21 protein-coding genes are annotated in these 18928 nt (G+C 66.2%); 12 read left to right on the plus strand and 9 right to left on the minus strand.

Features of this window, described 5'->3' with window-relative positions; genetic code table 11:
* On the plus strand, window positions 1-220 hold a 220-nt coding region (locus ASE50_RS19385), incomplete at its 5' end, for a hypothetical protein (RefSeq protein ID WP_056396484.1).
* A gap of 57 nt (window positions 221-277) precedes the next feature.
* Here the strand turns inward: ASE50_RS19385 and ASE50_RS04950 are convergent.
* The 3 genes from ASE50_RS04950 to ASE50_RS04960 are packed head-to-tail and all read right to left on the minus strand — an operon-like array spanning window position 278 to window position 2838.
* Window positions 278-1048 carry an SDR family NAD(P)-dependent oxidoreductase gene (locus ASE50_RS04950; protein ID WP_200909485.1) on the minus strand — a complete coding sequence of 257 codons (771 nt, stop codon included), beginning with the start codon at window positions 1046-1048 and terminating at the stop codon, window positions 278-280.
* Window positions 1048-2250 (minus strand): zinc-dependent alcohol dehydrogenase, encoded by a 1203-nt coding sequence (locus ASE50_RS04955; protein WP_056396490.1) that lies wholly within the window; start codon window positions 2248-2250, stop codon window positions 1048-1050. The genes ASE50_RS04950 and ASE50_RS04955 overlap by 1 nt, the downstream gene beginning before the upstream one ends.
* Before the next feature lie 15 nt (window positions 2251-2265).
* The gene (locus ASE50_RS04960; RefSeq protein ID WP_235512193.1) at window positions 2266-2838 is read right to left on the minus strand and encodes an SRPBCC family protein; all 573 of its coding nucleotides are present in this window, start codon (window positions 2836-2838) and stop codon (window positions 2266-2268) included.
* A gap of 190 nt (window positions 2839-3028) precedes the next feature.
* On the opposite strand from ASE50_RS04960, the gene cysS reads away from it, so the two are divergent.
* The 6 genes from cysS to ASE50_RS04990 all read left to right on the plus strand — a co-directional run bounded on the left by cysS (window position 3029) and on the right by ASE50_RS04990 (window position 10393).
* Entirely contained in the window at window positions 3029-4468 is a 1440-nt protein-coding gene (cysS, locus tag ASE50_RS04965) for a cysteine--tRNA ligase (RefSeq protein WP_056396803.1), read from the plus strand.
* Between the two features lie 172 nt (window positions 4469-4640).
* The gene (locus tag ASE50_RS04970; protein WP_056396493.1) at window positions 4641-5081 is read left to right on the plus strand and encodes a TM2 domain-containing protein; all 441 of its coding nucleotides are present in this window, start codon (window positions 4641-4643) and stop codon (window positions 5079-5081) included.
* Window positions 5082-5179: 98 nt separating this feature from the next.
* Window positions 5180-6553, plus strand: coding sequence for a class II 3-deoxy-7-phosphoheptulonate synthase (locus ASE50_RS04975; RefSeq protein WP_056396496.1), 1374 nt, complete (start codon window positions 5180-5182; stop codon window positions 6551-6553).
* A 437-nt stretch (window positions 6554-6990) separates the two neighbouring features.
* On the plus strand, window positions 6991-8010 hold the full coding sequence (locus ASE50_RS04980; RefSeq protein ID WP_056396499.1) for a ferritin-like domain-containing protein: 1020 nt from the start codon (window positions 6991-6993) through the stop codon (window positions 8008-8010).
* Between the two features lie 20 nt (window positions 8011-8030).
* Complete coding sequence (locus ASE50_RS04985; RefSeq protein WP_056396502.1) at window positions 8031-9032, plus strand: ferritin-like domain-containing protein; 1002 nt, start codon at window positions 8031-8033, stop codon at window positions 9030-9032.
* A 26-nt stretch (window positions 9033-9058) separates the two neighbouring features.
* Window positions 9059-10393, plus strand: a complete 1335-nt coding sequence (locus ASE50_RS04990; RefSeq protein WP_056396505.1) for an Nramp family divalent metal transporter — start codon at window positions 9059-9061, stop codon at window positions 10391-10393.
* A gap of 7 nt (window positions 10394-10400) precedes the next feature.
* Here the strand turns inward: ASE50_RS04990 and ASE50_RS04995 are convergent, their stop codons facing one another.
* The gene (locus tag ASE50_RS04995; RefSeq protein ID WP_056396508.1) at window positions 10401-10796 is read right to left on the minus strand and encodes a hypothetical protein; all 396 of its coding nucleotides are present in this window, start codon (window positions 10794-10796) and stop codon (window positions 10401-10403) included.
* Window positions 10797-11103: 307 nt separating this feature from the next.
* On the opposite strand from ASE50_RS04995, the gene ASE50_RS05000 reads away from it, so the two are divergent.
* On the plus strand, window positions 11104-12048 hold the full coding sequence (locus tag ASE50_RS05000) for an NAD(P)H-dependent flavin oxidoreductase (protein ID WP_056396510.1): 945 nt from the start codon (window positions 11104-11106) through the stop codon (window positions 12046-12048).
* Here the strand turns inward: ASE50_RS05000 and ASE50_RS05005 are convergent.
* Both ASE50_RS05005 and ASE50_RS05010 read right to left on the minus strand, forming a co-directional pair.
* Window positions 12043-12501, minus strand: coding sequence for a DUF1465 family protein (locus ASE50_RS05005; protein WP_056396513.1), 459 nt, complete (start codon window positions 12499-12501; stop codon window positions 12043-12045). The two genes, ASE50_RS05000 and ASE50_RS05005, sit on opposite strands and share 6 nt — an antisense overlap.
* 83 nt (window positions 12502-12584) lie before the next feature.
* On the minus strand, window positions 12585-12782 hold the full coding sequence (locus ASE50_RS05010) for a YdcH family protein (RefSeq protein WP_056396517.1): 198 nt from the start codon (window positions 12780-12782) through the stop codon (window positions 12585-12587).
* A gap of 150 nt (window positions 12783-12932) precedes the next feature.
* Between ASE50_RS05010 and ASE50_RS18135 the strand changes: the two genes are divergently transcribed.
* The gene (locus ASE50_RS18135) at window positions 12933-13088 is read left to right on the plus strand and encodes a YdcH family protein (protein ID WP_082438805.1); all 156 of its coding nucleotides are present in this window, start codon (window positions 12933-12935) and stop codon (window positions 13086-13088) included.
* A gap of 46 nt (window positions 13089-13134) precedes the next feature.
* Here the strand turns inward: ASE50_RS18135 and dksA are convergent, their stop codons facing one another.
* The 3 genes from dksA to ASE50_RS05025 all read right to left on the minus strand — a co-directional run bounded on the left by dksA (window position 13135) and on the right by ASE50_RS05025 (window position 15444).
* Window positions 13135-13593, minus strand: a complete 459-nt coding sequence (gene dksA, locus ASE50_RS05015) for an RNA polymerase-binding protein DksA (protein ID WP_055994371.1) — start codon at window positions 13591-13593, stop codon at window positions 13135-13137.
* A 260-nt stretch (window positions 13594-13853) separates the two neighbouring features.
* On the minus strand, window positions 13854-14972 hold the full coding sequence (locus ASE50_RS19135; protein WP_200909483.1) for a hypothetical protein: 1119 nt from the start codon (window positions 14970-14972) through the stop codon (window positions 13854-13856).
* A gap of 19 nt (window positions 14973-14991) precedes the next feature.
* Window positions 14992-15444, minus strand: a complete 453-nt coding sequence (locus ASE50_RS05025) for a host attachment family protein (protein WP_055994377.1) — start codon at window positions 15442-15444, stop codon at window positions 14992-14994.
* A 95-nt stretch (window positions 15445-15539) separates the two neighbouring features.
* Here ASE50_RS05025 and serS point away from each other — a divergent pair, with 95 nt between their 5' ends.
* Genes serS through ASE50_RS19395 form a run of 3 tightly spaced genes read left to right on the plus strand, consistent with a single transcriptional unit; the run spans window position 15540 to window position 18920 of the window.
* On the plus strand, window positions 15540-16817 hold the full coding sequence (gene serS / locus ASE50_RS05030) for a serine--tRNA ligase (protein ID WP_056396526.1): 1278 nt from the start codon (window positions 15540-15542) through the stop codon (window positions 16815-16817).
* Window positions 16818-16836: 19 nt separating this feature from the next.
* Complete coding sequence (locus ASE50_RS19390) at window positions 16837-17913, plus strand: peptidoglycan DD-metalloendopeptidase family protein (RefSeq protein WP_235512172.1); 1077 nt, start codon at window positions 16837-16839, stop codon at window positions 17911-17913.
* On the plus strand, window positions 17910-18920 hold the full coding sequence (locus ASE50_RS19395; protein ID WP_056396532.1) for a potassium channel family protein: 1011 nt from the start codon (window positions 17910-17912) through the stop codon (window positions 18918-18920). Before ASE50_RS19390 ends, ASE50_RS19395 begins: the two co-directional genes overlap by 4 nt.
* Window positions 18921-18928: the final 8 nt, after the last annotated feature.

The raw sequence follows: 18928 nt of genomic DNA on the forward strand, positions 1-18928 counted from the left end.
GGGCAATCTCGATCCGCTCGTCAAGGCTGAGCTGCCTGTAATCTCGTCCCATCGCGCTGCCACCTTATCGATGGTGCACTTCTTTCGTGAACTCAGCGAGTCCATAGACGCCAGCGTCGCGGATCCAGCCAAACCGTCGGCGTCTATGGATTCCCGCCTGCGCGGGAATGACGAAATTTCGCGGATATCGCTGAATGTCTATCGGTCCTACGATGCGTAACCGCGCACCACGAACGGACCCGTCCCAACCCCTCCCTTGAGCAGGAAGGGGCCGAAATCACTCCCCGTCCGGCTTCGCCATGTTCGTGTGCATCTTCGCCAGTACGCTGTCGGGCGTGACATGGCTGATCGCCGCTTGCAGCTTGTTCTTCGCCCCCGACACGACATGCGCCGATCCGGCCATCACCGCGTCCCAGCCATTGCGCGCGGTCTTCGCCGGATCTTCCTTCGAATCGTCCTTGCCGACCGGCGTGTCCAGCATGCCGGCACGTTCGAAGAAGCGCGTATCGGTCGGCCCCGGCATCAGCACGGTGATCGTCACGCCGCTGTCCTTCAACTCCTCGCGCAGCGCATAGGCGAAGCTGTCGAGATACGCCTTGGTCGCGTTATACACCGCCTGATAGCTGCCGGGGATCAGCCCGGCGATCGATCCGGTAATCAGGATGCGCCCCTCGCCCCGCGCTGCCATCTCCCGCGCGACCTTCTGCAACAGGTACGTCGTGCCGGTCACGTTGGTGTCGATCACCCGTCGCCATGCCGACACCTCCTGTTCGATGAACGCATGGCCCAGACCACGCCCGGCATTGGCGATCAGCAGGTCGATCGGCCGCCCGGCCACCTCGTCGAGCAACCGGTCGTTGCCCTCGAACGTCGCAAGATCGGCCTCGACAGCCCGCACCGCGCCTGCGCCGAAATCATCGGCGGCAACAGTGATCTGCGGTTCGTCGGCGACGACGATCAGGTCATAGCCTTCGGCCCCCGCGATCTTTGCCAGTTCATAGCCGATCCCGGTCGACGCGCCGGTGATGACCGCCAGCTTGTTCGCCATCATGCTTCTCCCGCCGCATCGGCCTTTGCCCAATCGGGCTTCAGCACGACCTTGGTGCAGACATTCTGTTCGTCATGGAATTTCCGGTATCCCTTGGGCGCATCCTCCAGCGCCATCCGGTCGGAGATCAGGAAGGTCGTATCGATCTTGTCCTCCATGATCGCGGTCAGCAGCGCCGGCAGGTACCGCTGGACATGCGTCTGCCCGGTCTTGAGCGTCAGCCCCTTCTCCATCAGCGCGCCGAACGGGAACTTGTCGATCATCCCGCCATAGACGCCGGGCACCGACACGCGACCGCCCTTGCGGCACGCCACGATCGCCTGTCGCAGCGCGTGCGGCCGATCGGTACCGAGGAAGGTCGATGCCTTGATCTGGTCGACGATATTGTCGACGAACAGGCCGTGGCTTTCGAGGCCGACGCTGTCGATCACCGCATCGGGACCGATCCCGCCGGTCATCGTCATCAGCGCATCATAGATATCGGTCTCCTCGAAATTGAGGACCTCCGCCCCCAGCCCCTTGGCGAGTTGCAGCCGGTGCGGAAAATGGTCGATCGCGATCACTCGGTGCGCGCCCATCAGCAATGCCGACTGGATTGCGAACAGCCCGACCGGACCACAGCCCCAGACCGCAACGATATCACCGTCCTCGATATCGGCATTTTCAGCCGCCATCCATCCGGTCGGCAGGATGTCGGACAAGAACAATACCTTGTCGTCCTCGATCCCGTCGGGGATGACGATCGGCCCGACATCGCTAAACGGCACGCGGACATATTCTGCCTGACCGCCGGGATAGCCGCCGGTCATGTGGCTGTAGCCGAACAGGCCGGGGGCGACCTGTCCCCACAGTTCCTGCGCGATATCCTGATTGTCGGCCGGGTTGCCGTTGTCGCAGCCCGAATATTGCTGTTTCGAACAATGATAGCAGCTGCCACAGGCGATCACGAAGGGCACGACGACGCGCTGCCCCTTCTGCAAGGTCGATTTGGGTCCCGTCTCGACCACCTCACCCATGAACTCATGGCCGAGGATATCGCCCGCCTGCATCGTCGGGATGTAACCGTCATACAAATGCAGGTCGGACCCGCAAATCGCGGTCGACGTGATCTTGATGATCGCGTCGCGCGGGTTGATGATCTCGGGATCGGGGACGGTATCGACGCGAACGTCGTGCTTGCCGTGCCAGGTAAGTGCGCGCATCGCCGGCTCCTTGCTTTACGATTTGGGTTCGCGGTTGGGTGGCGTGGTCGTCGCGATCTCGCCGGTTTCCATCAGTTGCTTGAAGCGGCGCAGATCGCGCCGTGCCTGGATTGCCGGCTCCTGCTGCGTCACCTTGGCGACCAGCTTGCCCAGAATGCCGGCGGGTGGGGAGTAGGCGATCATCGCCGTCACCACCGTGCCGCGCCCCGGTGCCGCCTCATGAAACGATACCCAGCCGCTGTTCGGCACGTCGCTATTCTCCGCGCGCCAACCGATGCGTTCGTTCGCGACATCCTCCGTCACGACCGCGTCCCAGGCATAGCTGCCGTTCGGCCCGGCAGCGGTCCAGTGCGACCGCCGGTCGTCCTGCACCTCGATCGCCTCGACGTTCAGCATGAAGGTCGCGAGGTTCCCGAAGTCGCGCCAATAGGCATAGAGTTCGCTTGCCGGCCGGTTGATCGTCACGGCGACCCCCGATATCGACGACTCACCGTTCGGCGCGGCTTCCGCGCGTTTCGATTTGTCCTTGGCGGTAAAAGCGGGTGCGTCGTCCCGCATGATATCGCCGGGCTGTGGGCTGTCGACCATGGCCATGCTCTCCCGTCCGCCGGACCATCGGGTCCGGCCAGTTGATCCATGTTATGTTATTGATCGAATTACGCTTTTCGATCACGAAGCCACCAACCGCCATCGTCCGGCACTGTTCCGGTCGCCTGTGCTATTTCCCGTTCAACGGTACGGATTTGCAGACGGAGCGCACCGCGCTATGCGCTCGGCCATGCACGGTGCCCCGCTCACGCTTCACAATTCGCTGACCCGCAACCTCCAGCGGTTCGAACCGCTCAACCCGGCAAAGGGGGTGCGCGTCTATTCGTGCGGCCCGACCGTCTACAACTATGCCCATATCGGCAATCTGCGCGCCTATGTCTTCACCGACACGCTGAGCCGGGTGCTCCGGTGGAAGGGCTATCCGCTCACCCATGTCATCAACATCACCGATGTCGGCCATCTGACCTCCGACGCGGATGCCGGCGACGACAAGATGGAGGCGGCGGCGAAAGCCCGCGCCCAGTCGATCTGGGACATCGCCGCGCACTATACGCAAGCGTTCAAGGTCAATCTGCGCGACCTCAACATCGACGACCCGACCCGCTGGTCGGTGGCGACCGATCACATCGCCGAGATGATCGCCTTCGCCGAGCGGATCGCGCCCGAGCATTGCTACGAACTCGACAGCGGCCTCTATTTCGACAGCAGCACCGTGCCGAACTATGGCGCGCTGGCCGGTGGGCATGACGATGCCGGCGAAGGTCGCATCGATCCCGTGGCGGGCAAGCGCCACCCGCAGGACTTCGCCATCTGGCGCAAGACCCCGCCGGGCGAGACGCGCCAGATGGAATGGGACTCTCCCTGGGGCAAAGGCGCACCGGGCTGGCATCTCGAATGCTCGGTGATGAGCCTGAAATATCTGGGCGCACCGTTCGACATCCACACCGGCGGCATCGACCACCGCGAGATCCACCACCCGAACGAGATCGCGCAGAACCAGGCCTATTGCGGGTGCGCCGACAGCGGTGCCGCCTTCTGGATGCACAACAACTTCCTCGTCGAACGTTCGGGGAAAATGTCGAAGTCGAAGGGTGTGTTCACCACGCTCCAGACGCTGATCGACGGTGGTGTCCACCCGCTCGCCTATCGGATGATGTGCCTGTCGGCGCAGTATCGTTCCGAACTGGAATTCTCGGCCGACAATCTGGTCGCGGCGCTGACCCGGTTGAAGCGGCTGGCGATGACCGTCGTCGCCCTGCGCACCCGCGCCTCGGGTACGGGCGACGCGACGAAGGCCGGTGCCTATCGCGAGCGGCTCGACGCGGCAGTATCCGACGACCTGAACACGCCGCGTGCGCTGCCGGTGCTCGACGAACTGCTCGCCGACAAGAAACTGACGCCCGCCGACCGGCTGGCGGCGCTCGCGGATTTCGACGCGGTGCTGGGCCTCGGTCTCGCAACCCTCGAACGCGCCGACCTGCGCGTCCGTCCCGCCAGCGCGACCATCGACGCCGACGCGATCGAAGTCCGCCTGTCCGACCGTCGCGAAGCCCGCGCCGCGAAGGATTTCGCGAAAGGCGACGCCATCCGCGACGAACTGACCGCCGCGGGCGTGGAGGTCATGGACGGCGACCCGCTGGGCTGGGACTGGCGACCGACGCTGGCGTAACGGCGCCCCAAACGTCATCCCAGCGAAGGCTGGGATCTCCCGGTTACGAAGCGCCGCTCCTCGCCGCAGGAGGCCCCAGCCTTCGCCGGGGCGGCGAAATGGCGTGCGCTAAGCCCTTGCTCCCGGCCCCGCTTCGCCTTCATACCCGGCCCGCGAATCATCGGGGGACGATATGCGGGGACAGGTGCTGGGCGTCGATCGGAACGGACGCGAGGGGCGGATCGCCGGCGACGACGGACAGCGTTACTGGTTCGAGCCCGACGACTGGAGCGACCGCGTCGGCCCGGCGGTGGGCGCGCAGGTCGATTTCGAGGTATCGAACGGCCGCGCGCTGCGGATCTATCACGTGCCCGGCACCGTCGCGCCGGTCCCGGCGAACGACGATCGCCGCCGCCGCCCGCGCAAGGACAAGATCGCCGCCGTGCTGTTCGCGTTCTTCCTCGGCACGCTCGGCATCCATCGCTTCTACCTTGGCAAGACCGGGTCGGGCATCGTCATGCTGCTGCTGACCTGCACCGTCGTCGGCCTGGTCGTCACCGGCATCTGGGCGCTGATCGACGCGATCCGCTACCTCGTCATGGACCATGACGAGTTCCACCACCGCTACGGCTGATCGAAGCGGTCGATCGGACCCGCCAACCTTTCCTTCATTGCGCGGCCGACCGGTTTCGCGCATGGGAATTGCCCGAACCGACTTGATGGATACCGCATATGGCCGCCACCTGGGCCCCCGATAGCTGGACGACCGCCGAAGCGCGCCAGCTTCCCAACTACCCCGATGCGCAGGCGCTCGACGCGGCGACGGCACAGCTCGCCAACTATCCGCCGCTCGTCTTCGCCGGCGAAGCGCGCAGCCTGACCGCCGAGCTCGCCGAAGTGGCCGAAGGCCGCGCGTTCCTGTTGCAGGGCGGCGATTGCGCGGAAAGCTTTGCGGAATTCCATCCCAACTATATCCGCGACACGTTCCGCGTCATCCTCCAGATGGCGGTGGTCCTCACCTTCGCATCGAAGCTGCCGACGGTGAAGCTCGGTCGCATGGCCGGTCAGTTCGCCAAGCCGCGCTCGGCCGATACCGAGGTCGTCGACGGCGTCGAACTGCCCAGCTATCGCGGCGACAACATCAACGACATCGCCTTCACCCCCGAAGGCCGCATTCCCGATCCGCAGCGGATGATCCGGGCCTATTCGCAAGCGGCGGCGACGCTCAACCTGCTGCGCGCGTTTGCGACCGGCGGCTATGCCAACCTGCATCAAGTGCACCGCTGGACCCACGACTTCATGGGCCGCAGCCCGTGGGCGAAGAAATATGCCGACGTCGCCGACCGCATCGGCGAGGCACTCGACTTCATGGCCGCCTGCGGCATCGACGCCGACAGCGTGCCGCAATTGAAGGCGACCAGCTTCTACACCAGCCACGAAGCGCTGCTGCTCCCGTACGAACAGGCGCTGACCCGGCAGGATTCGCTGACCGGCGACTGGTACGACACGTCGGCCCACTTCCTGTGGATCGGTGACCGCACCCGTTTCGACGGGTCGGCGCATGTCGAATTCCTGCGCGGTATCGGCAATCCGATCGGCATCAAATGCGGCCCCACCCTTGAGCCCGATGCGCTGCTGCGGATGCTCGACACGCTCAACCCGAACCGGGTTGCCGGCCGCATGACGCTCATCACCCGCTATGGCCATGACAAGATCGAGGCGGGCCTGCCCAAGCTGATCCGCGCCGTTCAGCGCGAAGGGCATCCGGTGGTGTGGTCGTGCGATCCGATGCACGGCAACACGATCAAGGCGACGACGGGGTACAAGACGCGGCCGTTCGACCGGATCCTCGCCGAAGTGCGCGGCTTCTTCGCCGTACACCGGGCGGAGGGCAGCCATGCCGGCGGCATCCACGCCGAAATGACCGGGCAGAACGTTACCGAATGCACCGGCGGCGCGATCGCGGTCACCGAACAGAGCCTCGCCGATCGCTACCACACCCATTGCGATCCGCGCCTGAACGCCGGGCAGAGCCTCGAACTCGCGTTCCTGCTTGCCGAGATGCTGAACGAGGAACTGTCCGAACGCCGCCGCGTCGCGGCGTAAGGCTCCCTGCCCGGTACTGCCCCGACCCGTCGCGCCGGACTTGATCGAAATTCCGAAAAAGTAGCAATCCTAGCCGCAAACTAGTCGTACCCCCGCGCAGGCGGGGGTCCAGAGCCAAGCAAACAACGGCTTGCGCTTGGAACCCTGGACCCCCGCCTGCGCGGGGGTACGGCAGGTGGCAAAAATCAGCGCGTTCGCAGAAGTCGGTCAAGCCCGGGGTGACGACGATTTGTGCCAGATCGCCGGGCAGCCACGCAAACCGCTCGCTGCCCCCAATTCCCTCACAACCACCCCCTAGCCTCTTGCGCCCACACGCAATACAGCACGTCGGCAACGGGCACGCGCGCCGCCACCATGGCGCGCACGTCACACGACTGGCCCGGGTCGTTCCGCGATTCCGTGCGGGACGGGGCCGAACGCGTTAAGGGAACCGGTAGATGACCGACGAGACACAGATGGTAGAGGCGCTGGACGCACGGACGCGCCGGCGTGAGGAACGCCGCGACTTCTTCCGCGCGTTCGGTGCCGCCGCGGCGATCGGCGGCGGCCTCGCGCTGACCTCGTGCGATAGCGGCGATAATTCGCCGACGCCGACGCCCACCGGAACCGCGACGCCTACGCCGACGCCGACCCCTTCCGCATCGGGAACCGCCGGTGCGTCCGACATCGACGTGCTGAACTTCGCGTTGAACCTCGAATATCTCGAAGCGCAATTCTATGCCTTCGCCGCCAACGGCACCGGCCTTGCCGCCAATCTGCTGACTGGCCCGACCGGCACGACGCCGGGCGCGGTGACCGGCGGACGCAAGGCGACGCTGAACGACCCGGTCATCGCCAATTTCGCCCGCGAAATCGCACAGGACGAAATCGCCCACGTTGAATTCATCCGCAACGCGCTCGGCAACTCGGCCGTCGCCATGCCCGCGCTCGACATCGGCGCGACCGCGACCAGCGCGTTTTCGAACGCCGCGCGTGCCGCCGGGCTGATCGGGGCCGGCGAGAGCTTCGATCCGTACGCCAGCGACGATAATTTCCTGCTGGCCGCCTATCTGTTCGAGGATGTCGGGGTCACCGCCTATCGCGGTGCGCTGCCGATCATCGCCAACACGCTGATCCGACAGGCCGCTGCCGGCATCCTCGCCGCCGAAGCCTATCACGCGTCGATGATCCGTTCGGCGCTGTATGTCCGCGGGCTGGCCGCACCGTCGCTCATCAATGCGACCGAATCGATTTCCGCCGCGCGCGACAGCCTCGACGGCGCGACCGACATCGATCAGGGCATCCGCCCGATCGGCGACCAGTCGAACATCATGCCGTTCGATACCAACGGCCTGCCCTATGGCCGCACCACCGGACAGGTGCTCAACATCGCCTATCTGAACCGCAATGCCGTCGCGACGGGCGGGTTCTTCCCCGCCGGCGTCAACGGCAACATCAAGACCAGCGCGGCGAACTGAGCCTTTCGGGAGCGAGACCAATGACCAACGAATCGATCCTGATGGACCGCAATGCGGGCGACAGCCGCCGCGACTTCCTGCGCGCCGCCGGTGGCGTCTCCGCCGCCGTCGCCGGGGCCGGGCTGCTCGCCGCCTGCGGTGGCAACAACGGCAATCCTGCGCCGACGCCGACGCCCACCCCCACGCCGACCGCATCGGGCACGCCGACACCGGTGCCGAGCCCGGCTACGGATGCCGACATTCTCAACTTCACGCTGAACTTCGCGTATCTACAGGCGCAATATTACAGCGTCGCCACGACCGGCACCGGCCTCGACGCCAGCCTGCTCAGCGGCAGCGGCACCGCCGGTGCGGCGACCGGCGGGCGGCAGCACGTTTTCGAGGACGCGACGATTGGCCGCTATGCCCGCGAACTCGCCGCCGATACCCGCGCCCATGTCGCCTTTCTGCGCGGCGTGATCGGGTCGACCGTGATCGCGCAGCCGGCGATCGACCTCGGCGTTACCGCCACCAGCGCGTTTTCGAACCTTGCCCGCACCGCCGCGCTCATCACCACCGCGACGGCGGCGTATGACGTGTATGAAAGCGACGATCGATTCCTGCTCGGCGCGTTCGTGTTCGAGGATGTGGTCGTCACCGCCTATCGCGGGATCATCGGCTCGCTCGCCGGTGCCGCGTTCCTCGATGCCGCCGCCGGGATGCAGGGTGCCAAATCTTATCATGCCGGCCTGATCCGCTCGGCGCTCTATCGTCGCGGCATCGCCACCCCCGCACTGATCGACGCGACCGAAGCGTTGTCGACCGCCCGTGACGGGTTCGACGGCGCGGCCGATATCGATCAGGGCGTGCGCCCCGCCAACAACGCGTCGAACATCGTGCCGACCGACGGCAGCGGCATCACCTATGCCCGCGCGCCGGCCCAGGTGCTGAACGTCGCGTATCAGACGCGTAGCTCGGTCGCGCTCGGCGGGTTCTTCCCCGCGGGCGTCAACGGGCTGCTGAAAACCAGCGCCGCGATTTGACACGTTTCCGGGGAACGCGACCGACCATGGCACCACCACCGTCCGCCGCCGAACCCGCCCCGGAACGTCGACCCAGCCTTCCCGGATCGTTCCGCACCGTGCCCGTTCCGGCCGGTGCGGGACAATTCTGGCGAAAGCTCGGGGCCTTTGCCGGCCCCGGCTATATGGTCGCGGTCGGCTATATGGACCCCGGCAACTGGGCGACCGATATCGCCGGCGGATCGGCATTCGGCTATACGCTGTTGTCGGTCGTCCTGCTGTCGAACGTCATGGCGATGGTGCTGCAATCGCTGTCGGCCAAGCTCGGCATCGTCACCGGCCTCGACCTCGCCCAGGCGTGTCGTGAATATTATCCGGCACCGGTCCGCTGGGTATTGTGGGGCTTATGCGAACTGGCGATCATCGCCTGCGATCTGGCGGAGGTGATCGGCACCGCCATCGCGTTGCAACTCCTGTTCGGCATCCCCCTTGTCTGGGGCGTGTGCATCACCGCGGTCGACGTGATGCTGATCCTGCTGCTGCAGCAATATGGGTTTCGCAAGCTGGAGGCGTTCATCGTCGCCCTGCTGATCGTGATCGCCGGCTGCTTCGCGGTCGAGCTGGCGCTGGCCCAACCCTCGCTCGCCGCGATCGCCAACGGGTTGATCCCGCGGACGGAAATCGTCACCAACCCGGCGATGCTGTATATCGCGATCGGCATCCTCGGCGCGACGGTGATGCCGCATAACCTCTACCTGCACAGCTCGATCGTGCAGACGCGCAGCTTCGATCGGTCAGTCGAGGGCCGGCGCGAGGCGGTGAAGCTCGCCACGATCGACAGCTCGATTGCGCTGATGCTGGCGCTGTTCATCAACGGATCGATCCTGATCCTCGCCGCCGCTACCTTCCACACCGCCGGTCGGACCGACGTGGCGGAAATTCAGGACGCCTATCAGTTGCTGACGCCGATGCTCGGTGCCGGTGCCGCCAGCATCCTGTTCGCCGTCGCGTTGCTGGCATCGGGGCAGAATTCGACGATCACCGGGACGCTCGCCGGACAGATCGTGATGGAAGGGTTCCTGAACATCCGGCTGCCGTCATGGCTGCGGCGGATCGTCACCCGGCTGATCGCGATCGTGCCGGCGGTGGTCGTCGCCAGCCTGTATGGCGAGAGCGGCACCGCGCAACTGCTGATCGCCAGCCAGGTGGTGTTGAGCCTGCAACTGCCCTTCGCCGTCTACCCGCTGGTCCGCTTCACCGGCGATCGCGGGCGGATGGGCCAGTTCGCCAACCGCCCGGTCCTCGCCATCGCGGCGTGGACGATCTGTGCGGCAGTGATCGTGCTCAATTCGGTGCTGTTGTATCAGGTCGTGACCGGCTGACGTGTATCTAGGCTTGATCGCCCGCGCCGCGCACGAACTTGCTCGACACCCGCGCGCGCACCAGACAGGTCGCGTCGCCCTCGACACAAAGCAGCAGCAGCGCATCGTCGCCGACCCGGTACCAATGCTCGTCGCCCTTCCCGGCATTCAGGCCGAGATCGGTCAGCCCGGTCAGCCGATACGCGGTGGCGACGCAGGGCGCTAGCACCCGGGCGGTCGGCTTCCCGCCGGCATAGTCGCACCCGGCCGGCATCGCGAACGCCGCCGCCACCACCGGCTGGCTCGGATAATGGTGGATGTCGAGCACCCCCTTCGCCGCAAGGCCGAACGCCAGCAACAGCAACAGCGCCGCCGCACCGACCTCGAACAGCACCAGACTACGCTTGCGCGCGACTTCGACCATCGATCATTCCTATCTTTGTCGCGGTCGACGATAGGACAGCCCGGTTAACAACGCGTTGGCCATGGGTGGCGGCCAAACTTTCCTACATCGCCGGCCCGTGCGACGGTGCGACTGTTCTTTGAAAGCGCCGTTCCGATTTCGGGTTCGCGGTGCAACCGGTGTAAACTTCGGCGCGACGCGAACCGTTCTAACCACTTGCCATTGCTGTATTTAAACGCCAACTGCCCAACACGCCGACATCGACATCGTGTCAACTTCGCCAACTTCCGCCACTGGACAGCGATTATCGTTGCGCTATGAAACTGATATGGCGCTCCCTCCCCTGTTCGACACGCTCGCCCTCCCTGTGATCGGTTCGCCGCTCTTCATCATCTCCGGCCCCGATCTGGTCATCGCGCAGTGCAAGGCGGGGATCGTCGGCTCCTTCCCGGCGCTGAACGCCCGTCCGCAGGCGCAGCTCGACGAATGGTTGCACCGCATTACCGACGAACTGGCCGCGCACGACCGCGCCCATCCCGACCGTCCCGCCGCGCCGTTCGCGGTGAACCAGATCGTCCACCGTTCGAACGATCGGCTAGAGGCCGACCTCACTACCTGCGCCAAATGGAAGGTGCCGATCATCATCACCTCGCTCGGCGCGCGCGAGGATCTCAATACCGCCGTCCATGGCTGGGGCGGCATTACCCTGCACGACGTCATCGACGACCGCTTCGCGCACAAGGCGGTGGAAAAGGGTGCCGACGGGCTGATCCTCGTCTGCACCGGGGCCGGCGGTCATGCCGGTCGACTCAACCCGTTCGCCTTCACGCAGGAGGTGCGGCAATGGTTCGACGGCCCGCTCGCGCTGTCGGGCGCGATCGCCAATGGCGGCGCGGTCCTGGCGGCGCAGGCCGCGGGTGCCGACCTCGCCTATGTCGGCTCGCCCTTCATCGCGACCGCCGAAGCCAATGCCGTCCCGGCCTATAAGCAGGCGGTGGTAGACTGTCGCGCGGACGATATCGTCTACAGCAACCTGTTCACCGGTGTGCACGGCAACTATCTACGCGGCTCGATCGTCGCCGCGGGCCTAGACCCCGACGCCCTTCCCGAAAGCGATCATTCGGCGATGAATTTCGGTTCGGCGGCCAAGGCATGGAAGGATATCTGGGGGGCCGGTCAGGGCATCGGCGCAGTCGACGCGGTCGTCCCCGCCGCCGATCGCATCGCCCGGATGGCCGCCGAATATCACGCCGCGCGTGCCCGGTTGCTATAGCCGCGTCGCCAACCGTTCGAACATCGCGCGCGCCGGGCTCGCCGCCGGCGGAGCGCTCCGCGACCGCTCCATCCGTTCCGCCCGGCGATACAGGTCGACGCTCGCGCGGATCAGCGTCTGCGTACCCACCGGCATCGTCGCCAGCGTGTCTTCGTCCGTCACCGGACCGTCGGGCAGCGTGCGCAGCGGATCGTTCCCCATTTCCGCCGCCATCTCGCCCGCGTCGATCGCCTTTTGCGTCAACAGCCACGCGATGACGTGCATCAACCGGGTCGTGATCTTGAGCGACTCGCACGACAGCACGACCCGCGCCATCGGATCGAGCGTCGCCCGCTCGGCCATCCCGACCTGATCGAAATAGGCCCGCGCCTCATCGGCGAGCAGCATCGCTTCGACATACATCGAATCGATCAGTCGGCGATGCACCATCGCACCGTTTTCGGCTACGTCCATGGCAGCAGAATGCCACGCCCGCCCGACCCGCGAAAGAGGCGGCCGGATCGACGGTCTGCGCCGCGCGTCCCCGAATCTGACGATCAGGCGATGATATCGGGGATCAGCTGGTCCTCGATCGCCGCCATTTCGTCGCGGAGGCGCAATTTGCGGCGTTTCAGCCGAGCCATCTGCAACTGGTCGAGGTGAGTCGCGGTCGCCAGCGCCGCAATCGCGTCGTCCAGATCGCGGTGCTCGATCCGCAACAGTCCCAGCCGCTGCTCAAGGTCCGATTCGTCCATCGGCTGCTACTGTCACCCGCCGTCCCGGCGCTGGCAACGGTCCGTCGGCGATTTTCACACGTCGTGTCGAAAATCCTATCGGATATGGCGACATTCGCCCGATCCTGTGTTTTACTCATTCCCCCAACAGCCAAGCAGGAGGATGCAACGATGCAGTCTGCCCACCTCACCGCACTCGAAGCGAAACACGCGACGCTCGATCGACAGATTTCGGCCGAGACCCATCGCCCCGCGCCGGACCAGTCGCTGCTGTCGTCGCTCAAGAAACGCAAGTTGCAGGTGAAGCAGGAGATATCATCGCTGTGACGCACTGCGCGGGGTCGGCCACCGGCCCCGCGCTTCGCATCGGCATCTATTCCTCGCGCGATACCTTTTCCTGCCGTTCGTGACGGCTTTGCGCCTCGACCGTCATCGTCGCGATCGGGCGGGCTTCCAGCCGACCCAGCGCGATCGGCTCGCCGGTCACTTCACAATAGCCATATTCACCGTCATCGATGCGACGCACCGCCGCCTCGATCTTGGAGATCAGCTTGCGCTGCCGGTCACGGGTCCGCAGTTCGATCGACCAGTCGGTCTCGCTCGACGCACGGTCGGTCAGGTCGGCCTCACGCAGCGATTCGTTCTGCAGGTGCGCCAGCGTATCCTGCGATTCGCGAAGGATCGCTTCCTTCCATGCCAGCAGCTTGGCGCGAAAATATGCCTGTTGCCGCGGATTCATGAACGGTTCGTCCGCATGCGGACGATACCCGTCGTCATTTGCCGGCGGCGGTATGTCGAGAGGTCGTGTCGTATCGCTCAAAACCGTGGCCATCCCAATCTCCACCCCGGAGCTTCCCCTGACGAAGTCCGCGGGGTGCCGCCTCTCGTTTGTCCGCGCGCCTATATCGGGCGGAGGGCAGCACCACAAGCGTCCAGGGCCAGCCGCCGAAAGCGCGGCGGTTCAAAAGGGTTAACCGGATCGGTTCGCTTGTGAACCCACGTCCCTTTACGGTACGTTAACCACCCTCGCCGGCTGGCGTGTCGTGCCGTTCCCGAATAAGGCGGGAAAACGAACCCGGCATGGGTTGAGTTTTACGCTTTGTTTCGTCTTGGTGGGGCAGGTTGATCCCGAGCATCGCGGCGACGCGGTGATCGGTGGTACTTACAGGAAGAATGGTGCGGCATGTCGGTAAAGATGGCCCTGGCGAAACTGTGCGCATGTGCCTGCGGCGGTGCCGTCCTTGGCGGCGGTGCCGTGCATGTCGCCGAATCCGCGCAGAATCGTGAGATCACGAAGCGCGCGATCACCAAACGCGCCATCACCAAACGGGCCGCGCCCCGTCCGGCACCGCGACGGGTCGTCACCCGCGTCGTCACCCGGACAAAGACGGTGTGCCCGCCGACCGTGGTAACCGTCGCCAGCCAGGGAGCACCGGTTCCCCTGCCCCCCGCTTTCACCGGTGCGGACATGTCGCCGATGCAGGGCGGCGGGGGCTTTGGCGGCGGACCGGTACTGGTCGGTGGCACCGGCGGTGGCGGGATCGGTGGCGGCTTCTTTGCCGGCGGCTTCTTCGGCGGCGGCGGTTCTGGCGGTGGGTCGAGCGGGATCATCGTATCCTCGACGTCGAGCACCAGTGGCGGTTCGACCTCTACTTCGTCGGGCGGATCGGGCGGATCGTCTTCCTCGACCTCGTCCGGTGCGTCGTCGACCTCTACCGGCGGGTCTTCGACATCGTCGGGGGCATCGTCGACCTCGACATCGTCGGGCGGATCGTCGACCAGCACCGGCGGCGTATCGAGCACCAGCAGCACCTCGTCCGCCTCGGGCGGCAGCAGCGGCAATGTCTCCTCGTCGTCGAGCGGGAATGTGTCGTCGTCGGCGTCGTCCAGCGGCGACGTCTCGTCCTCCACCTCGTCGTCGTCGAGCGGCAACGTCTCGACCAGCACGTCCTCGGCATCGTCGGGGTCAACCAGCACTTCGACCTCATCCTCATCGAACGGCTCGTCAAGCAAGGGCTGGAGCTCGAACGGCGGGTGGAGTTCGAACGGCAGTTCGAACGGCAAGCCGCCTCCGGGAAATCCGGACGGCCCGACGCCGGTCCCCGCCCCGCCGATGCTGCTGCTGTTCGGCGGCGCGGCGGCGGCGCTGGTCCTGCGCAAGCGGTTGGCGCGCAAGACCGCCGTCGCCGAATAACGGACCGCGCGCGGCAACGCGCGGTCCGCAGGTCTATCAGGCGGCCGAAATCAGCTTTTCGATCTGGTCGACCGGATGGCCGGTCAGGTCCTTGTCGAGTTCGCCGGTCAGGCGCTCGCTGACGGTCTTGTGATAATGCTTGCGCATCTCGCCCAGCGTCTTGGGCGGGGCGACGACGATCAGCGCCTCGAACTCGTTGGCCAGCGCGCGCTTGCGGAGCAGTTCGGCTGCTTCGGCGGCGAAGCGATCCTCGGCCTGCTGATGATAGTCGGTCTCGCCCATGCTGCCGCCGCCCTGTGCGAAATTGCCGCCACGGATCGACTGCGCCTGCCCGGCGGCGTCGGTCTTTTGATGACGATCGGCGGGGTTGGCCTGCATCGCCTGATCCTCGACCACCAGGTTCGGCGTATTCGCGTCGCCTTCGTTACGGAAAAACAGCATTTTGCGGCCATCCGCGACCAACACACAGGCGTCATGGGGAATCCGCATTCCATCTCTCCTCTGATTGTACCGACCGCCCAACGCACCGGCGGCGGCGGCGGTTGCGGCTTGCATGGCCGACCGGCGCTCGCCATAGCCCGGCCATGCACGATATCCGCCTGATCCGCGACGATCCCGCCGCCTTCGATGCCGCCCTTGCCCGCCGCGGGATGGAGCCCCTGTCGGCAGCGATCGTCGATCTCGACGAACGCCGTCGCGCGCTGCTGACCGAAGTGCAGGTTGCACAGGCGCGCCGCAACGAAGCGTCGAAAGCGATCGGTGCGGCCAAGGCGAGCCGCGACGAAGCGACCGCCACCGCGCTGATGGCCGAAGTCGCAACGCTCAAGGAGCGGATGCCCGCGATCGAGGAGGAAGAGGCGATGCTCGGCGAGGAACTGACCGCCCGTCTGGCCGCGATCCCCAACCTGCCGCTCGCCGACGTTCCGCAGGGCGCGGGTGAAGACGAGAATGTCGTCGAAAAGACGGTCGGCGATCCCACCGCCTTCGCCTTCCCGCCCGCCGAGCACGACGCGATCGGGCCGGCGATCGGCCTCGATTTCGAAACCGGGGCCAAACTGTCGGGCGCGCGCTTCACGCTGGTGCGCGGAGCCGCCGCCAGACTGCATCGTGCGCTCGGCCAGTTCATGCTCGATACGCTGACCGGCATCCATGGCTATGAAGAGGTCGTGCCACCGGTGCTGGTGCGTGGCGAGGCGCTGTACGGCACCGGTCAGTTGCCGAAATTCGCCGAGGATCTGTTCCGCACGACCGGCGATCACTGGCTGATCCCGACCGCCGAGGTATCGCTGACCAACATCGTCGCCGGGCAGATCCTGCCCGAGCGCGAACTGCCGCTGCGCTTCACCGCGCTGACCATGTGTTTCCGGTCGGAAGCGGGCGCCGCCGGGCGCGACACGCGCGGCTTCATCCGCCAGCATCAGTTCGAGAAGGCGGAGATGGTGTCGATCACCACCCCCGACCAGTCGGACGTCGAGCATGAGCGGATGACGCAGGCGGCGGAGGATATCCTCAACCGCCTCGTCCTGCCGTTCCGTCGCATGAAACTGTGTACCGGCGACATGGGCTTTGCGGCGGCGCGGACCTATGATCTCGAAGTATGGCTGCCGGGCCAGAACCGGTACCGCGAGATTTCGAGCTGTTCGACCTGCACCGATTTTCAGGCACGTCGCATGAACGCGCGCTATCGCCCGGAAGGGGAGAAGGCGACGCGCTTCGTCCATAGCCTCAACGGGTCCGGCCTTGCGGTCGGGCGCACGCTGGTGGCAGTGCTGGAGAATTATCAGCAGGCCGACGGCTCGGTCGTCGTGCCCGACGTGCTGCGCCGCTATGTCGGGCAGGACGTCCTGACCCCGGCGGGTTAGGCAACGAACGGGGGCGGTGATGCGGTTCGCGACACGGAGTGCGGTAGCGGCGGCGCTGATGATCGGCGCGAGTGGCTGTATCCCGTCCAATCCGGGCCGCATCGCGTCACGGCCGACCGTCGAACCGGCACCGACCGCCGCCCCCGGCACCCCGCCCGCCACCGAACCGCAAGGCGACGGCGTCACGGCCCTGCCCTCGCCGCCGCCCGCATGGGAAGCGAAGCGGGTCGTGCCCGACGCGCGGAGCGTCGCGCCCAGCAGCTATGTCGTCCGCCCCGGCGACACGCTGCGCGGCATCGCCAACCTGACCGGTGCCGGGACCGAGGCGATCGCGCGCGCCAACAACCTGCCGCCGCCGTTCATGATCCGCGCCGGCCAGCGCCTGACCATCCCCGGCGGCCGCTACCACATGGTCGGCAAGGGCGAGAGCGGCATCGCCATCGCCCGCGCGTACGGCGTCGACTGGTCGCGCATCGCCACGGCCAATGCGCTGACCGAACCGTTCATCCTGCGGGCCGGGCAGCGCATTCTGATCCCGGTCGATGCCGTGCCGCGCTCGGCCGCCGAACGCGCCGCCGCGTTCCAGCTCGACATCGACGATATTCTGACCGGCGGCGAACCGGCGATCGAACCGGACGCACGCCCTGCCCCCGCCGTCACCTCGCCCCGCCGGGTCCTGCCGTCGACCGCTGCCGTCGCCCCGCCCAGCGCCGATCCGGGCACGCTGATCTGGCCGGTCGATGGCCGGGTGTTCAAACGCTTCGGCGCGGGCGACAGCGGGGAGCGCAACAACGGCATCAAGATCGCGGTCCCGATCGACACGCCGATCGCCGCTGCCGCCGCCGGTACGGTCGCCTATGTCGGCACCGGCGTGCCGGGCCTCGGCGGCGTGGTCATCATCCGCCACGGCAGCGGCCTGACCACCGTGTACGGCCATGCCAGCCAGTTGCTGGTGCAGCGCGGGCAGGCGGTGAAGAAGGGGCAGAAGATCGCATTGTCGGGCGACACCGGCTATGCCGAACGCCCGGCGGTCCATTTCGAGGTGCGGTCGGGCCGCACCCCGGTCGATCCGCTGTCGCGACTGCCGCGCCGGTGAAACCGCCGTCCCGCCGCGCCGTCCTGCGGCAATCGTCGCCGCTGCCGGTCTGGGCGTCGATCCTGTGGCGGGTGGTCGCGGTCCTGACGCTGGTCGGCATCGCGGTGGCGGTGCACTGGTTCGATCGCGAGGGTCTGCGCGACAATTACGATGGGCAGGTCAGCTTCGCCGACGTGATCTATTTCACGATGATCTCGATCACGACCACCGGCTATGGCGATATCGCCCCGGTGACCGAACGCGCGCGCCTGTTCGATGCGTTGATCGTCACGCCGATCCGGGTATTCGTCGTGCTGCTGTTCATCGGCACGACCTATCAATTCGTCCTTCGGCGCAATTGGGAGCGTTGGCGCATGGCGCTGTTGCAAGACAAACTGACCGGTCACATCGTCGTCGCCGGCTTTGGCAAGACCGGGTCCGAAGCAGTCGACGAACTGGTCGCGCGGGGCGAAGACCCACGTCGTATCGTCGTGATCGATCCCGTTCAGGCGCATCTCGACACCGCGCAGAAACTGGGCTGTATCGTGCTGCTGGCCGATGCCACCCGCGACGCGACGCTGAACGACGTCTGCATCGCGCGCGCCCGCGCCCTGATCGTCGCGACGGGACGCGACGACACGTCGGTGCTGGTGACGCTGACCGCCCGCCATCTTGCACCCGATCTGACGATCAGCGTGATCGTGAAGGCGGAGGACAATGAATTTCCGGCGCGTGCTGCCGGGGCGACGACGGTCATCAATCCGGTCAGCTTCGCCGGGCTGCTGCTCGCCGGATCGTGTCGCGGGCCGCATATCGCCGATTACATGCTCGATCTGGCGTCGATCGACGGCGCGGTCGCGCTGTCCGAACGCCCGGTCGCGGCGCACGAGGTGGGCCAGCCGCTGTCGGCGATCACCACTGGCCTTGGTCTGCGCATCTATCGGCAGGGCGGCAAGATCACGTTCGACAGCCCCGAAGCCCGCAACCTGCAACCCGGCGACATGATCGTCGAAGTGGTCACCCGGTAACGCCGGAT

This window comes from Sphingomonas sp. Leaf5, assembly GCF_001421155.1.
Taxonomy (GTDB): Bacteria; Pseudomonadota; Alphaproteobacteria; order Sphingomonadales; family Sphingomonadaceae; genus Sphingomonas.

Bases quoted from the DNA above. Each gene is read 5' to 3' on its own strand.
- ASE50_RS04995 (WP_056396508.1), bottom strand. From the start codon at position 10,796: ATGGTCGAAGTCGCGCGCAAGCGTAGTCTGGTGCTGTTCGAGGTCGGT.
- ASE50_RS19390 (WP_235512172.1), top strand. From the start codon at position 16,837: ATGCGGTTCGCGACACGGAGTGCGGTAGCGGCGGCGCTGATGATCGGC.
- ASE50_RS04960 (WP_235512193.1), bottom strand. From the start codon at position 2,838: ATGGTCGACAGCCCACAGCCCGGCGATATCATGCGGGACGACGCACCC.
- ASE50_RS04970 (WP_056396493.1), top strand. From the start codon at position 4,641: ATGCGGGGACAGGTGCTGGGCGTCGATCGGAACGGACGCGAGGGGCGG.
- serS (WP_056396526.1), top strand. From the start codon at position 15,540: ATGCACGATATCCGCCTGATCCGCGACGATCCCGCCGCCTTCGATGCC.
- ASE50_RS05005 (WP_056396513.1), bottom strand. From the start codon at position 12,501: ATGGACGTAGCCGAAAACGGTGCGATGGTGCATCGCCGACTGATCGAT.
- ASE50_RS04955 (WP_056396490.1), bottom strand. From the start codon at position 2,250: ATGCGCGCACTTACCTGGCACGGCAAGCACGACGTTCGCGTCGATACC.
- ASE50_RS04990 (WP_056396505.1), top strand. From the start codon at position 9,059: ATGGCACCACCACCGTCCGCCGCCGAACCCGCCCCGGAACGTCGACCC.
- ASE50_RS18135 (WP_082438805.1), top strand. From the start codon at position 12,933: ATGCAGTCTGCCCACCTCACCGCACTCGAAGCGAAACACGCGACGCTC.
- ASE50_RS05000 (WP_056396510.1), top strand. From the start codon at position 11,104: ATGGCGCTCCCTCCCCTGTTCGACACGCTCGCCCTCCCTGTGATCGGT.
- ASE50_RS04980 (WP_056396499.1), top strand. From the start codon at position 6,991: ATGACCGACGAGACACAGATGGTAGAGGCGCTGGACGCACGGACGCGC.
- ASE50_RS05010 (WP_056396517.1), bottom strand. From the start codon at position 12,782: ATGGACGAATCGGACCTTGAGCAGCGGCTGGGACTGTTGCGGATCGAG.
- ASE50_RS05025 (WP_055994377.1), bottom strand. From the start codon at position 15,444: ATGCGGATTCCCCATGACGCCTGTGTGTTGGTCGCGGATGGCCGCAAA.
- cysS (WP_056396803.1), top strand. From the start codon at position 3,029: ATGCACGGTGCCCCGCTCACGCTTCACAATTCGCTGACCCGCAACCTC.
- ASE50_RS04950 (WP_200909485.1), bottom strand. From the start codon at position 1,048: ATGGCGAACAAGCTGGCGGTCATCACCGGCGCGTCGACCGGGATCGGC.
- ASE50_RS04975 (WP_056396496.1), top strand. From the start codon at position 5,180: ATGGCCGCCACCTGGGCCCCCGATAGCTGGACGACCGCCGAAGCGCGC.
- ASE50_RS04985 (WP_056396502.1), top strand. From the start codon at position 8,031: ATGACCAACGAATCGATCCTGATGGACCGCAATGCGGGCGACAGCCGC.
- dksA (WP_055994371.1), bottom strand. From the start codon at position 13,593: ATGGCCACGGTTTTGAGCGATACGACACGACCTCTCGACATACCGCCG.